Annotated in this window: 12 protein-coding genes; 7 read left to right on the forward strand and 5 right to left on the reverse strand. The window is 68.4% G+C overall.

The window, feature by feature from the left end; genetic code table 11:
* Positions 1-131: 131 nt before the first annotated feature.
* Positions 132-680, forward strand: a complete 549-nt coding sequence (locus tag BLU62_RS25710) for an Rv2253 family sensor-like surface protein (RefSeq protein ID WP_244278324.1) — start codon at positions 132-134, stop codon at positions 678-680.
* Between the two features lie 5 nt (positions 681-685).
* Here BLU62_RS25710 and BLU62_RS25715 read toward each other — a convergent pair whose 3' ends face one another.
* Both BLU62_RS25715 and BLU62_RS25720 read right to left on the reverse strand, forming a co-directional pair.
* Complete coding sequence (locus BLU62_RS25715; RefSeq protein ID WP_074852637.1) at positions 686-1,456, reverse strand: deoxyribonuclease IV; 771 nt, start codon at positions 1,454-1,456, stop codon at positions 686-688.
* Positions 1,457-1,528: 72 nt separating this feature from the next.
* Positions 1,529-1,744: a hypothetical protein gene (locus BLU62_RS25720; protein ID WP_005194730.1), complete on the reverse strand. Its 216-nt coding sequence runs from the start codon at positions 1,742-1,744 to the stop codon at positions 1,529-1,531.
* Between the two features lie 230 nt (positions 1,745-1,974).
* Between BLU62_RS25720 and BLU62_RS25725 the strand changes: the two genes are divergently transcribed.
* From BLU62_RS25725 to BLU62_RS25735, 3 genes are all read left to right on the forward strand, one after another.
* Positions 1,975-3,279, forward strand: coding sequence for a phosphatase PAP2 family protein (locus tag BLU62_RS25725; RefSeq protein WP_425284593.1), 1,305 nt, complete (start codon positions 1,975-1,977; stop codon positions 3,277-3,279).
* Positions 3,280-3,298: 19 nt separating this feature from the next.
* A complete protein-coding gene (locus BLU62_RS25730; protein ID WP_074852639.1) occupies positions 3,299-3,727 on the forward strand; it encodes a hypothetical protein in 429 nt (142 codons plus the stop codon).
* Positions 3,728-3,797: 70 nt separating this feature from the next.
* Complete coding sequence (locus BLU62_RS25735) at positions 3,798-4,487, forward strand: DUF305 domain-containing protein (RefSeq protein WP_074852640.1); 690 nt, start codon at positions 3,798-3,800, stop codon at positions 4,485-4,487.
* Between the two features lie 65 nt (positions 4,488-4,552).
* Here the strand turns inward: BLU62_RS25735 and BLU62_RS25740 are convergent, their stop codons facing one another.
* Both BLU62_RS25740 and BLU62_RS25745 read right to left on the reverse strand, forming a co-directional pair.
* Positions 4,553-5,617, reverse strand: coding sequence for a glycoside hydrolase family 183 protein (locus BLU62_RS25740; RefSeq protein ID WP_074852641.1), 1,065 nt, complete (start codon positions 5,615-5,617; stop codon positions 4,553-4,555).
* 70 nt (positions 5,618-5,687) lie between these two features.
* Entirely contained in the window at positions 5,688-6,554 is an 867-nt protein-coding gene (locus tag BLU62_RS25745; RefSeq protein ID WP_074852642.1) for a thioesterase family protein, read from the reverse strand.
* An 89-nt stretch (positions 6,555-6,643) separates the two neighbouring features.
* On the opposite strand from BLU62_RS25745, the gene BLU62_RS25750 reads away from it, so the two are divergent.
* Positions 6,644-7,225, forward strand: coding sequence for an HdeD family acid-resistance protein (locus BLU62_RS25750; RefSeq protein WP_074852643.1), 582 nt, complete (start codon positions 6,644-6,646; stop codon positions 7,223-7,225).
* 83 nt (positions 7,226-7,308) lie between these two features.
* Here the strand turns inward: BLU62_RS25750 and BLU62_RS25755 are convergent, their stop codons facing one another.
* On the reverse strand, positions 7,309-11,190 hold the full coding sequence (locus BLU62_RS25755) for a Pls/PosA family non-ribosomal peptide synthetase (RefSeq protein WP_074852644.1): 3,882 nt from the start codon (positions 11,188-11,190) through the stop codon (positions 7,309-7,311).
* Positions 11,191-11,332: 142 nt separating this feature from the next.
* Here BLU62_RS25755 and BLU62_RS25760 point away from each other — a divergent pair, with 142 nt between their 5' ends.
* Both BLU62_RS25760 and BLU62_RS25765 read left to right on the forward strand, forming a co-directional pair.
* The gene (locus BLU62_RS25760) at positions 11,333-12,307 is read left to right on the forward strand and encodes an alpha/beta hydrolase (RefSeq protein WP_074852645.1); all 975 of its coding nucleotides are present in this window, start codon (positions 11,333-11,335) and stop codon (positions 12,305-12,307) included.
* A gap of 4 nt (positions 12,308-12,311) precedes the next feature.
* The gene (locus tag BLU62_RS25765) at positions 12,312-12,704 is read left to right on the forward strand and encodes a YidH family protein (protein WP_074852646.1); all 393 of its coding nucleotides are present in this window, start codon (positions 12,312-12,314) and stop codon (positions 12,702-12,704) included.
* Positions 12,705-12,714 lie beyond the last annotated feature (10 nt).

A 12,714-nucleotide genomic window follows, 5' to 3' on the forward strand; every position in this document is an offset into this window, starting at 1 on the left:
CAATATAGACCCATATCGCCAGGGGATCAATCGCTGATCCATGTGATCTGCGCCGAGGGCGGGGGCGGACTATGTCCCACGACAATTCCGGCAACCGCTGCAGGTGAGGACCGGATGCGGTCCAATCGGACATGCGCACACGACGATGGACCAGGGGCGGGATCACGAGCATCGTGGCAGCGGTCGTCGCTGTCGGACTGGCGCCGGCGGTGAGCGCCGGACCGGCGAACGCCGCGGAGCCGGCCTGGAACGGCGTCTACTCACTGAAGCGATTCGCGGCGTCGAAGACGGGGACCAGCCTCGCCGCGCGGCAGCCGGAACCGGATTTCTCCGACGACTACACCTTCCGGAGCTCATGCGACGGCGGTACGTGCGTGGCGACCGTCGTCGACGGTCCGAAGCCCGCCAATCCGACGCTGCCGCAACCGCCGCGCTACACCTGGGGAGACGGTTCCTGGGTTCACCGCTACGACTGGGAGTGGGACTGCTGGCAGGGCGCGGGCGTGCCCAAGGTGTGGCGGCCGGCGAAGTCGGTCGCGTATTACACGCCGCAGGGCGACGGCACGCTCAAAGGCGTGTGGCGGACCACGATCGACGGCGGGCCCTGTGATGGGACGGTCGACATGAATGTCGCGGCCTATCCGGTGACCCCGCCGGCCCCCGGCTGGAATCTGTCGTGATCGGCCTACAGCGCTGAGCGCAGGTATTCGAGGTCGGCCGGGATGCCCTCGGCCGGCGTCTCCAGGATCACCGGTGCATCGGCGGCCGCAGCCACGGCGGCGAGCACCTCGGGGTCGATCTGGCCCGACGCGAGGTTGGCGTGACGGTCGCGCCCGGAGTCGAACTCGTCGCGGGAGTTGTTGAGGTGCACCAGGTCGATGCGTCCGGTGATCTCCTTGACGCGCTCGACGAGGCCGACGAGGTCCTCGCCACCGGCCCAGGCGTGGCAGGTGTCGAGGCAGAAGCCGGCCTGCTCGAAGTCGCCGACCGCTTCCCACAGACGGTCGATCGACTCCAGGGTCCGGGCCATCGCGTGGTCGCCGCCGGCGGTGTTCTCGATCAGGATCGGCACACCGAAGCCGCCCTTGTCGACCTGGCGGTCGAAGAGCTTGCGCCAGTTGGCGAATCCCTCGGACGACTCCTCGCCGTCACGCAGATGCCCACCGTGCACGACGAGTCCGAAGGCTCCGAGTTCGGCGGCCGCGGCGGCCTGCTGCTCGACGGCCTTGCGCGACGGCATACGCAGTCGGTTGTTCAGGCTCGCGACGTTGATCTGGTAGCTGGAGTGCACGACGACGTCGACGTCGGATTCCCGGATGGCCGCGGCATGCGGATTCGGTTGCGGCTTCTTCCAGCTCTGCGGGTCGGTGACGAACATCTGGAACACGTCGATCCCCAGCTCTGCTGCGGTGACCAAGGGGTCGGTGTCCTCACGAAGGTGTGCTCCGATGCGCATGCGTCAACGATAGTGCCCGCATCCCGTCGGCGATGCCGGTGCCCGGAGAGGGCTCATCCGACGACGCGGCGGTCACTCGCCGGGCGCCGGCTCCGTCTCGATCGTGATCGGTACCCCGGCCGCGATCAGCAGCCGGCACGGGGCGGCGCTGTCGTGGTACAGATTCAGCCATTCGTGACCGCGCGTCCCGTCGGAATACACCGCATCGAGGGTGCGGTTCAGCCGGGCCTCCGCCTCCTTGGTGATGATGTAGCGCTGGTCGCCGTAGCGCAGGTAGCGATTGGGCACCGAGACCTCCTCTGTGATGGGGGATTGCCGGCCTCCAGTGTGATCCACGACACGCCCACGAGCGGTACTTCGGTCGAAACCGGCGACGTCCACGGTGTTCGTGCCGGTGGCGACGGCCGGTGGGCGCGGGCCGTGCTGCGGTGGCTCACCGATCGAAGATGGCCACTACACTGACGGCAGGTTACGAGCGTGGGTTGCCCTGAGGGGCGTGACGGGCGGGATTGTGTCGGGTGAGTGTTGACGAGTCGGTGGGCGTCCCGCGGCCGGGTGAGTCCTCGAAGCGCGGTGAGGGCAGCTCGGCTGAGGACACGACCTCGACGGATGTGAACCTGTCGAAGACGGCCGGACAGGGTGATCCCGCTCCGCAGGCGTCGGAGGCCGACCCGCCGCGGATCGCGCCGGTCCTCGAGGACCTGGCCGCCGCCGCGGAGATGGAGGCCGAACCGGAGAACCGTCGCGACCTGACCATGGTCCGACGCATCGCCGTCACCGCCTGGTTCGTGCTGATGGGCGTACACATCGCCCTCGAGGGCCTGGCCTTCGACCGCACCCGGCTGATCATCCTGATGTGCCTCGGCCTGGCCGCGGCGAGCATCGGGCGCCGCAAGTTCATCACGATCATTCTCGACTGGGCCCCGTTCGCCCTGATCCTGATCCTCTACGACTGGACGCGCAACATCGCGCAGATCGTCGGCATGCCCACGCACTGGCATCTCGCGATCGACTTCGACGCCTTCTTCTTCGGCGGCGTCACGCCCACGGCGTGGCTGCAGGAGCAGCTCAAGCAGGCGAGCCCGCCGTGGTGGGAAGTCATCGTCAGCGTCGTCTACATGTCGTACTTCATCATTCCCTATGCCGTGGCAGCATGGCTCTGGCTCAAGGACCGTGCGGCCTGGCGCCGGTACGCGGCCTGCTTCGTCGCGACGACCTTCCTGGCCCTCGTCGGATACACCCTCGTGCCCGGTGCCCCGCCGTGGGCGGCCGCACGATGCACCGCGGCCGAGGTGCAGGACTATCCGCGTGATCCGATCTGCATGTATTCGCAGGAGGCCAACGAACCGGGTGGGCTGCTCGGCCCGCTGGACAACGCGTACCCCGACGCGAATCCGTACGTCGAGCGCATCTCGGCGCGTGGCTGGAATTATCTGAACATCCACGCCGCGTCGAACCTGGTCACTCTCGGGCAGGGCAAGTCCAACCTCGTCGCGGCCATCCCGTCGCTGCATGCCGGCCTCACCATGCTGCTGGCGCTGTTCATGTGGCCACGGGTCAAGGCGCTCGGAAAAACGCTCTACATGGGCTACGCGCTGGCGATGGCGTTCGCGCTCACCTACACCGGCGAGCACTACATCTTCGACATCGTGCTCGGCTGGGCGCTCGCCGCGGCGGTGATCGGGGTGTACCAGATCGTCGACCGGAAGTACCTCATACCGCGCCAGAAACGCCTGGCCGCCGAGGCCGAAGCGGAAGCTGCCGGGATCGAATCCGACAGCGAGGACCCGGACGCGGAGAAGGTGTCGACGCCCGCGTCCTGACGTCGCTAGCCTGGGACAGGTGAGCTCGCGTAGGGCCCGGACGATTCGACGGTACCGGGGGCTGATCCTTCCTCTCGTGCTCGCGGTGATGCTCATGCACACCGTGATCGCGGGTCCGGCCGCGACGGACGGCGGCCCCGGCTCCCATTCCCCCGCCGGTCATCAGGCGGCGGCGACGTCGCATCCCGGCATGACGCCCGCTGCGATGATCGGTGAGGCCCCGTCGATGTCCGGAGCGGACTGCGGCGATCACGACCACGGTTGTGTGTTCATCCGAGCCGCCGACCTCGATCTCCCGGCCGCCGCGCTCGTCCTGCTCGCCTGGGCATTCCTGTCCCTGTCGGCGGCTGCACTGTACCGCCGGGCCCGTCGGCGCGTCGTCGTCCTCGGACGTCCGCCCCCGTGGGCCATCCACTCCCACCTGCAGTTGCAGGTGATCCGCTGCTGAGGAGACGTCCGCGGGCCGATGGGTCCGCCATGTCGTCATATCCGAAAACCCTCAGCAGCAAGGAAAACCGATGTCTGTACACCGCAATGCAACTGTTCGACGCCGCGCCGCGACCGGGATCGCCCTGGGAGCAGCCGTCGCACTCGCCCTCGCCGGCTGTTCATCCGACGAATCGCCCTCCGGCACAAACACTGCCGACCGCCCGGCGACATCGTCACCGGCGGGCGCGTCCGCTCCCGACCGATCACCCGCGCCGGCCCACAACGACGCCGACGTCGACTTCACCACCGAGATGATCCCGCATCATCGCCAGGCGGTGATGATGGCCGAACTCGTCGAGGGTCGGACACAGAATCGCGAACTCATCGAGCTCGCGGACACGATCGAGGACGCTCAGGAAGACGAGATCGACCAGATGGCAGCCCGACTCAGGTCATGGGGCGTCCCGATGGGGGAGCACATGGACGGGGACATGGATCACGGGGGTATGGGACCCGGGGGTGACGGCGGAATGGGCCACGGGGACATGCCGGGGATGATGTCCCCCGCGGAGATGGTGGCGCTCCGGAACGCCAGTGGCGCCGAGTTCGATCGACTCTGGCTCGAGGGCATGATCCGTCACCATGAGGGGGCCATCGCGATGGCCGACGAGGAACTCGCGCACGGCATCGATCCGGCGAGCAGAGCCCTCGCCACGCAGGTGAAGAAGACCCAACAGGCCGAGATCGACCAGATGCGGGCGATGCTCGGGCAGGGCTGAGCGGACGACGGAGCGGGGGCGGTCCCGGAGTCCGGAACCGCCCCCGCCTCGTCGGAAATCCTGCGTCAGCGTTTGAGCGGCAACCGCATCAGATAGACCTGGTAGCCGATCGAGATCGAGTACGTGAAGAAGAGGGTGCTGCCCTTCGACCACGGGTGGATGTACGGCGCATACCCGGTGTACGGGTCGGCGGACGGTGCCACGAGCTCACCCGAAGTCCAAGGGCCCCAAGGGTTGTCGGCGGTCCGGAGGGTCACGCCGATGTCCTGGCTGGCCAGCGAGATGTACTTGCCGAGATAGTCGTTCCAGGCGACGGACATCTCGCCGGTCGGCGCGCCCATCACCGGGGTGGCGACGCCGGGGTTGTTGCGGACCCAGCGGCCGTAGGAGAAGTAGTCCCACTTGCCGAGGTTCTCGATGTCCTTCTCGTCCACCCGGGCGAGATAGACGCCGCCCCAGCGGCCGTCGGGCGTGCCGTAGTAGTAGACGGTCTTGCCGACCTTCAGGAAGGCGACCATCTGAAACTTCTTGTTGCCGCCGCCGTTGGGGCGGAAAGCGTTGAGCGCACGCCAGTTCTCGCCGTTGTCGTCGGACACCACGAGGCCCGACCAGTTGGTCGTCCAGATTCCCGGCGAATCCCACCGTTTGACCGACATGACGGTCATGTACTGCTTGCCGTTGGCGGCGACGCCCGCGGTCGGGATGATGGTGACCTCGCGGCGGACATTCGGCTTCAGGAGCCGCTTCGCGTGGCCGGGGCGGCCGGCGTGCGAGGTGAACGTCATGCCGTCGGCCAGGTTGCGGTCGGTGCTGCGCAGCAGGACATTGGACCGCCAGTAGTACAGCTCCCCGTACAGCAGTGACCAGCCGTTGAACGACTGGGTGTCGCCGAAGGCGGTGAGGATCTCGCCACGGCCGTTGTCCCACATGACGCCCAGGTCGGTGCCCACGATGTTGTGGCGACCCACGGTGTCGTTCATGGCGAACGGGCCGGTGAGGCGATTGACGATGGTCGCCGGACCCGCGGCGTTCGCGGCGTGAGCGGGTGAGGCGGTCAGCGTTGTCGTCAGCGCAACAGCGAGTGTCGAGACGACGAGACCCAGGAGAAGCCGATGAAGGCGTCGTGTCATGGGCGTGACCCTATCAAGACCTGAGGCGCATGTGGGAAGTATTTTACCTGGCTAAGTACCCTTTTTTTGCTCAACCTTCGCGATAACGCTTGGTGGTGTCCACGGTGGTGAAGTCGATCTGCGACGCCGCGTTGTTCACCGCCGTGACGAGGGCGGTGCCGAACATCCCGCCGGTGTCGTAGAGCCCGGTGGTGCTCACCGAGACGCCGTCGTGCTCGACGTGATGGTCGGCTTCGACCCCGATTCGCTCGCCCTGAGGTAGACGGCTGATCGCCACGGTGAGGTCGCAGTTGATGAACCCGATGCCCTCGCTTCCCCAATTCGACATCAGACTGGCCGATTCGGCGCTGATGACGGCGCGCTGGAACGGCGTCAGCTCCGTGCCGCGGACGAGCGGGGCCGCGCGGGTCCAGATCCGCTTGCGGTTGCCGTTCTGGTGATTGGCCATCGTGGGGTCCCACTCGCCGAGCGCACCGTCGGGTGAGTCGGACGAGAAGAGGGGAGCGAGGCCGTCCGGTGTCGTGGTGGGCGGTCGGAAGGTCACGGTCTCGGCCGGGCGGTGCCATCGCTCGCCGGGCGGATTGACCGACGTCCGCAGGAACACCGTGGTCCCGCGCGCGACGACGACCTCGCCGCCGTCGGCGGGATGCTGCACGATCTCGGTGTCGACCACCCGGATCCGCCCGCCGGAGCGGATGACCCGGTTGCGGGTGGACGTGACCTCCTGGCGCGCGGCCTTGAACAGCTCGATGGTGCACCGGGCGGGCAGGAACTCGTCCGTGCCGTACTCGGCCTCGACCGCCAGTGCCACCAGCCCGCACACCGCCGGACCGGTGACGGCATCGGCGGCCCAGGCGCTGGCCGCGAACGGCGTGGGCCGGTACCGGGCCTCGCCGGACGGGTCGTCGACCGGCTCGAAGAATGCGATGGTGGTCATCCATTACTTACTACCGGTACGACATTCAGTTTGTGCCATGGCCCCTCAAGGACGGCACCTACCGCGTCGTAGTGGGATAACCTTCGACCATGACTTTTGCGACGGCGTACCAGAAGCATTTCCCCGACGAATTGATCGGCGCCGTTCGTACCGCGCTGATCGTCATGTCGATCGTCGGCATCGTGCTGGGCATCATCGTGATCCTCTGGCCCGGTCCGACCATCGTCGTGGTGGCGATCCTCTTCGCGATCTCGCTGATCATCGCCGGAATCTTCCGTATCTACCAGGCTTTCGCGGCGACGTTCCTGAGCAAGGGCGTACGTGTCCTGCTCGGCGTCGTCGGTGTGATCGTCCTGCTCGCCGGCATCATCGCGCTCTTCAGCCCCGGTGACGCGGTGTGGCTGCTCGCGGTCTTCATCGGTATCGGCTGGATCTTCCAGGGCGTCGCCGACCTCTACGCCGCGGCCACCAAGTCCGGCCACAGCCCCACCTGGTTCCTGATCCTCTCGGGCATCATCGCCGTGATCGCCGGCATCGTGATGATCATCCTGCCGGTCTTCTCGCTCCAGGTGCTGGCCTGGGTCGGTGGCATCATGCTGGTCGCACTGTCCATCGCGACGCTGCTGACGCTTCCCAAGAAGGTCGACGCCCCGGCCGAACCGGCGGTCTGACCTCGACACGCGGCGTCCTCGCTGCGCTCGGTCGTCGCGGCTCGGCCGGCGGATCATTCTCTGCCGGTTGAGCTTGTCGAAACCTACTTTGCCGTCGGCCACGGTGCGATGGGGTTGCCCTGCCAGCGGGTGTGCGCGGGCACCACGTCACCGCGCATGACCAGCGATGCCGGTCCGACCGTTGCCGATTCGCCCAGCCCCGACGCGGGGAGGGCGACACAGTGTGGTCCCAGGGTCGCGCCGGCGTCGAGGGTGACGCGATCGATGGCCATGACGCGGTCGTGGAACAGATGGGTCTGGACGACGCAGCCGCGCTGAACGGTCGCGCCGTCGCCGAGGCTGACCAGATCGGCCTCGGGTAGCCAGTAGGTCTCACACCACACGCCACGTCCGATCCGGGCGCCGAGCAGACGCAACCAGAGGTTGAGGATCGGTGTCCCGGTGGCGGCGTTGGCGAACCACGGCGCGGCCACGGTCTCGACGAATGCGTCGGACAGCTCGTTTCGCCAGACGAAGGAACTCCACAGCGGGTGTTCGCTCACCGTGATCCGGCCGACGACAAGCCATTTCGCGGCGGCCGCGGTGCCACAGGCGATGGCGCCCACTCCGAGCAGCAACAGGCCGCTGACCAGCGCGGCGACGCCGTAGTGCACGTGGACGGCGACGTACTGCAGCCCGATCAGCATCCCGACACCCAGCCCGAACGACACCATCACCGGGACGAGGCGCAGGGTCTCGATGACGGAGCGCGCGACCTTCAGCTTCATCGGCGGATCGAAGGTGCGCGAGGTGTCGGTCTCGGCGGCGGTGCGGCGCAGCCGGACCGGTGGGCTGCCCAGCCAGCTCGACCCCGACTTCGCACGGTCAGGGGTCGCGGACAGCACGGCGACCAGGCCGTTCTTGGGTACCTTGCGACCCGGCCCGGTCATTCCCGAGTTGCCGAGGAAGGAGCGCTTGCCGATCTTCGCCTCGTCGATGTGCAACCACCCGCCGCCGAGTTCGTACGACGCGACCATCGTGTCGTCGGCCAGGAAGGCGCCGTCGCCGATGGTGGTGAAGCGTGGCAGCACGAGTGCGGTCGAGATCTCGGTGCTCTTGCCGACCTTGGCCCCCAGCACCCGGAACCAGATCGGTGTCAGCAGGCTGGCGTAGAGCGGGAACAGGTAGGTGCGGGCGGCGTCGAGGAGACGTTCGGTGAGCCAGACCTGCCACCCGACCCGCGAGCGCACCGGGTGGTAGCCGGTACTCAACCCCAGTGAGGCCAGGCGGACGAGCGCTGCGGTGATCGCGGCGAAGACCACGAGGCTGGTCAGGGTCGCCGCAGGTAGGAGGATGAGCGCGCGGATCGCGACGTCGCGCAACCGGTCTGCGGAAAGAGCCCAGGTGCCGATGACGGCGAGTCCGGCGGCGAGCGAGATCAGCGGGATCGCGGCCAGCACCAGCGAGGACAACCCGTAGACGGGGACCCATACGCTCGCGCGCGGCGGGCGATGGTCGGGCCACGGATGTGCGGCCTTGCCGACCTTGATCGCGGGTGAACCGGCCCAGTGCTGGCGCGCTTTCACCCGACCGAAGACCGCCGAACCCGGCGCGACGACGGCGTCCCGACCGACCACCGCGCCCGGCATGAGCGTCGAACGCGCACCGATCGACGCGCCGCGTTTGATCGCGACCTCGCCGATGTGGACGACGTCGCCGTCGATCCACCAGCCGGCGAGGTCGACCTCCGGTTCGACCGACGCGCCCTCCCCGACGGTCAGCAGTCCGGTGACGGGCGGGATGGTGTGCAGGTCGACGCCCCGGCCGATCTGCGCCCCGAGCGCGCGGGCGAGGTAGATCATCCACGGTGCGCCCGACAGGTTGGCCGCGCCGCTCGCGTCGAGGAGCCGTTCGGCCACCCACAGACGCACGTGCACGCTGCCGCCGCGGGGATACTCGCCCGGCGTGACCCCGGAGAGAAGCAGCCGGGAACCGATCGCCGCGATACACATCCGGCCGGGCGGGGTGATGAAGACCAGGAAGGCGGCGAGCAGGACCCACCAGTTCACCTCGACGAGCCAGGGCACCGACCGGTCCAGCCGGTCGGCGACGACGACGCCGAGGTTGTTCACGACGCCGAGCCAGGTCGCCCACTGCAGGCCGGTCAGGGTCGTCAGCGGGACGGTCAGTGCGAGCTGGGCGAGCCCGGTTGCGCGCGGTGTCGGCGCCACATGGCGTTCGACGATGCTCGTCATCGGTCTGCGCGCGTCGAGCATCTCCGCCATGGACCCGAGACGCGGATGGTCGTAGAGGTCGGCGACCGAGATGTCGGGGTGGCGTCCGCGGATCGCCGTCACCAGCTGCGCTGCCGCCAGCGAACCACCGCCCTCCGCGAAGAAGTCCACATCGGGATGGGAGATCCGGATTCCGAGCACATCGGTCCACAACTGCGCCAGCCACAACTCGGTCTCACCGAGTTCCACATCGTCATCCACTGGTCTGCTGCTGCCCGGCAGGGGCCAGGGCAGCGCATCGCGATCAACCTTTCCCGAAGTGCGCGTGGGCAATTCGTCTACGAGGGCGAGGGTCGGGACCATCGCGGCGGGCAGGTGGCGGGTGAGCTCGGCATGTGCCGCGGAGACGTCGAAGTCGGGATCCGGGGAGACCAGGTATCCGACGAGCAGGCTGTTGCCGGCCGCGGACTTGCGGACGGCGGCGGCGGCGCCGCTCACCCCGGGCAGATGCTGCAGCGCGTTGTCGATCTCGCCGAGTTCGATGCGTCGCCCGCCGACCTTCACCTGGTCGTCGGCGCGGCCCATGAAGATCAGGCCCGCGGGATCGAGCCGGACGAGATCGCCACTGCGGTAGGCGCGTTCCCAGCCCAGGGATGGCATCGGGGCGTACTTCTCGGCGTCCTTGGCCGGGTCGAGGTAACGGGCCAGGCCGACGCCGCCGATGACCAGTTCACCGACCTCGCCCTCTGCGACCGGCTGACTCTCTGCGTCGACGACCGCGAGATCCCAACCGCGCAGCGGTAATCCGATGCGCACCGGGCCGGGGCCGCCGAGCGGGGCGGCGCAGGCGACGACCGTCGCCTCGGTGGGTCCGTAGGTGTTCCACACCTCGCGGCCGGGTACGGCGAGCCGGTCGGCGAGCTCCGGCGGACAGGCCTCGCCGCCGAAGATCAGCAGCCGCACCGCTTCCAGGGCCTCCGGGGGCCACAGCGAGGCCAGCGTCGGCACGGTCGAGACCACCGTGATGTCGCGCGCCACCAGCCACGGGCCCAGGTCCATGCCGCTGCGCACCAGCGATCGCGGTGCGGGCACCAGGCAGGCGCCGTTGCGCCACGCCAGCCACATCTCCTCGCACGACGCGTCGAAGGCGACCGAGAGTCCGGCGAGGACACGGTCACCCGGTCCGATCGGTTCGTCGGCGAGGAAGATGTGTGCCTCGGCGTCGACGAAGGCGGCGGCGTTGCGGTGGGTGACCGCGACTCCCTTCGGTGTCCCGGTGGAACCCGAGGTGAAGATGATCCACGCGTCGTCGTCGGGTGTGGGACGTGCCGGGGCAGCGGCGGTGGTGCCCGCGGGTTTCGTCGACCGCGGGCCGTCGGCGTCGACGATGGCATCGACCGCGGCTTCGGTGAAGACGAGTTCGGCGCGCTCGTCGGGATCGTCGGCGTCGACGGGGACGTAGGCGGCACCGGCGTAGAGGGTGGCCAGGATGGCGACGTACAGATCGCGCGAACCGGACGGCATCCGGATGCCGACGCGGCTGCCGCGCCCGACGCCGACCTCGGCGAAACGCGCGACGGTGCGTCGGATCAATGCCAGCAGTTGGCCGTAGGTGAGGGTGACGTCGCCGTCGTCGATGGCGGCGGCATCGGGATTCGCCCGTGCGGTCTCGGTGAGGACGTCGCACAGGGTCCGCGGGTCGTCTGCCTGCGCGGACAGCAGGAACTGCGGATGGATCTGTACCTGTGTCACAGCAACCGTCTTGTCACGAGTTCGAGAATATAGCGGACCCAGGTGACCGGCAGACGGCGACTCGGTGAATGTTTTCCGCGGCGTTTACCGGATATACGGGGGTGCCGAGGGTGTAGCTTCGGCTCAGACCAGGAGGAACCTCATGCCCATCGTCCATCACCGGCGGCCGAGTCTCCTGTCGTATCCGCTGTGGCTCGGCTCTCGCGTGCTGCTGAAACCGGCGCTCGCGCTCTGGCCGGTCAACAAGGCCGGTCTCGCGGGCCTGTTCCTCATCGACCGGTTGGTGGCGGTGGGTCCCAAGCCCCGCGGGGTGGTCCGCGAGCAGTTGACGCTCGCGGGGCGCTCCACGGAGCTGATCATGCCGGCCGGACCGTCGCGTCGGGACAGTGACACGGCGATGCTCTACCTGCACGGCGGTGCCTTCGTCGTGTGCGGTCTCGGTACTCATCGGTCGATCGCCGCCCGTCTGGCCCGTGCCTGCGAGATGCCGGTGTTCTCGCTCGAGTACCGGCAGCTTCCGGCGGCCGGGGTGGGCGCATCGGTGGCCGACGCCGTCGACGCGTACGCCGAACTGATCCGCGAGCGTCACTATCGGCGAGTCATCGTCGCCGGCGACTCCGCGGGCGGGTTCCTCGCGGCCAAGGTCATCGAGGCCGCCATCGAACGGGGACTCCCGGCCCCCGCGGCGCTCATCGGATTCTCGCCGCTGCTCGACGTCGACCTGGGCACCAACCCGGACCGGTCCAGTCGCTCCGACGCCTACCTGCCGAAGTCGAAGATGGCGAAGCTGGCGCCCGAGTTCGACCGCGGTCCCGTGCCGTTGACCGGGGTACGCCGCATCGCCGATCTCGACCCCGCCGAGTTCCCGCCGACGGTCATGGTGACCGCCGACGGCGAGATGCTGGAACCCGATGTCATCGACCTGATCGAGACCCTCGACGAGGCCGGGGTCGAAGCCCTCGCACACAGCTACGCTTGGCAGGTACATGCGTTCCCGGTGCTGACCACCCATCACCCGGAGACCATCCACGCGATCGAGACGACCGCGGCATTCGCGAAGCAGGCAATACGAGAGGGCAAGGGCACTGACGACCGAGAGGGCCAACGAGCCGGCTGACGGTGTGGGTGGGGGCTCCGATGCGAACGCCGCCCCGAACCCGGTTCCCCCGGCCCCGGCCGGCCCGCCGGGTGCGATCGATGCGCGGTTCACCCTCGCCGCCGAACGCACGCTCCTCGCGTGGGTGCGTACCGCGCTGGGATTCATGGCCGCGGGTATGGCGATCGTCTACCTCGCCCCCGACATCGACAGTCCGGTACTCGAACTGATCCTGGGTCTCGTCCTCGTGGCGCTGGGATGTTGCCTCGCCCTGATCGGTGCGTGGCGGTGGCGGCGCACGATGCGCGTGCTCCAGAGCGGCGGCGAGATGCCGGGCCCGGCCCAGATCCTGTTCGTCGTCACTGCGATAGTGGTGGTGGCCATCCTGATCGCGGTTGTCGTCGTAGTCCAGACGTGATCGAGTCCAG

Origin of the sequence: Gordonia westfalica, assembly GCF_900105725.1 — a bacterium.
In the GTDB taxonomy this organism is placed as follows: domain Bacteria; phylum Actinomycetota; class Actinomycetes; order Mycobacteriales; family Mycobacteriaceae; genus Gordonia; species Gordonia westfalica.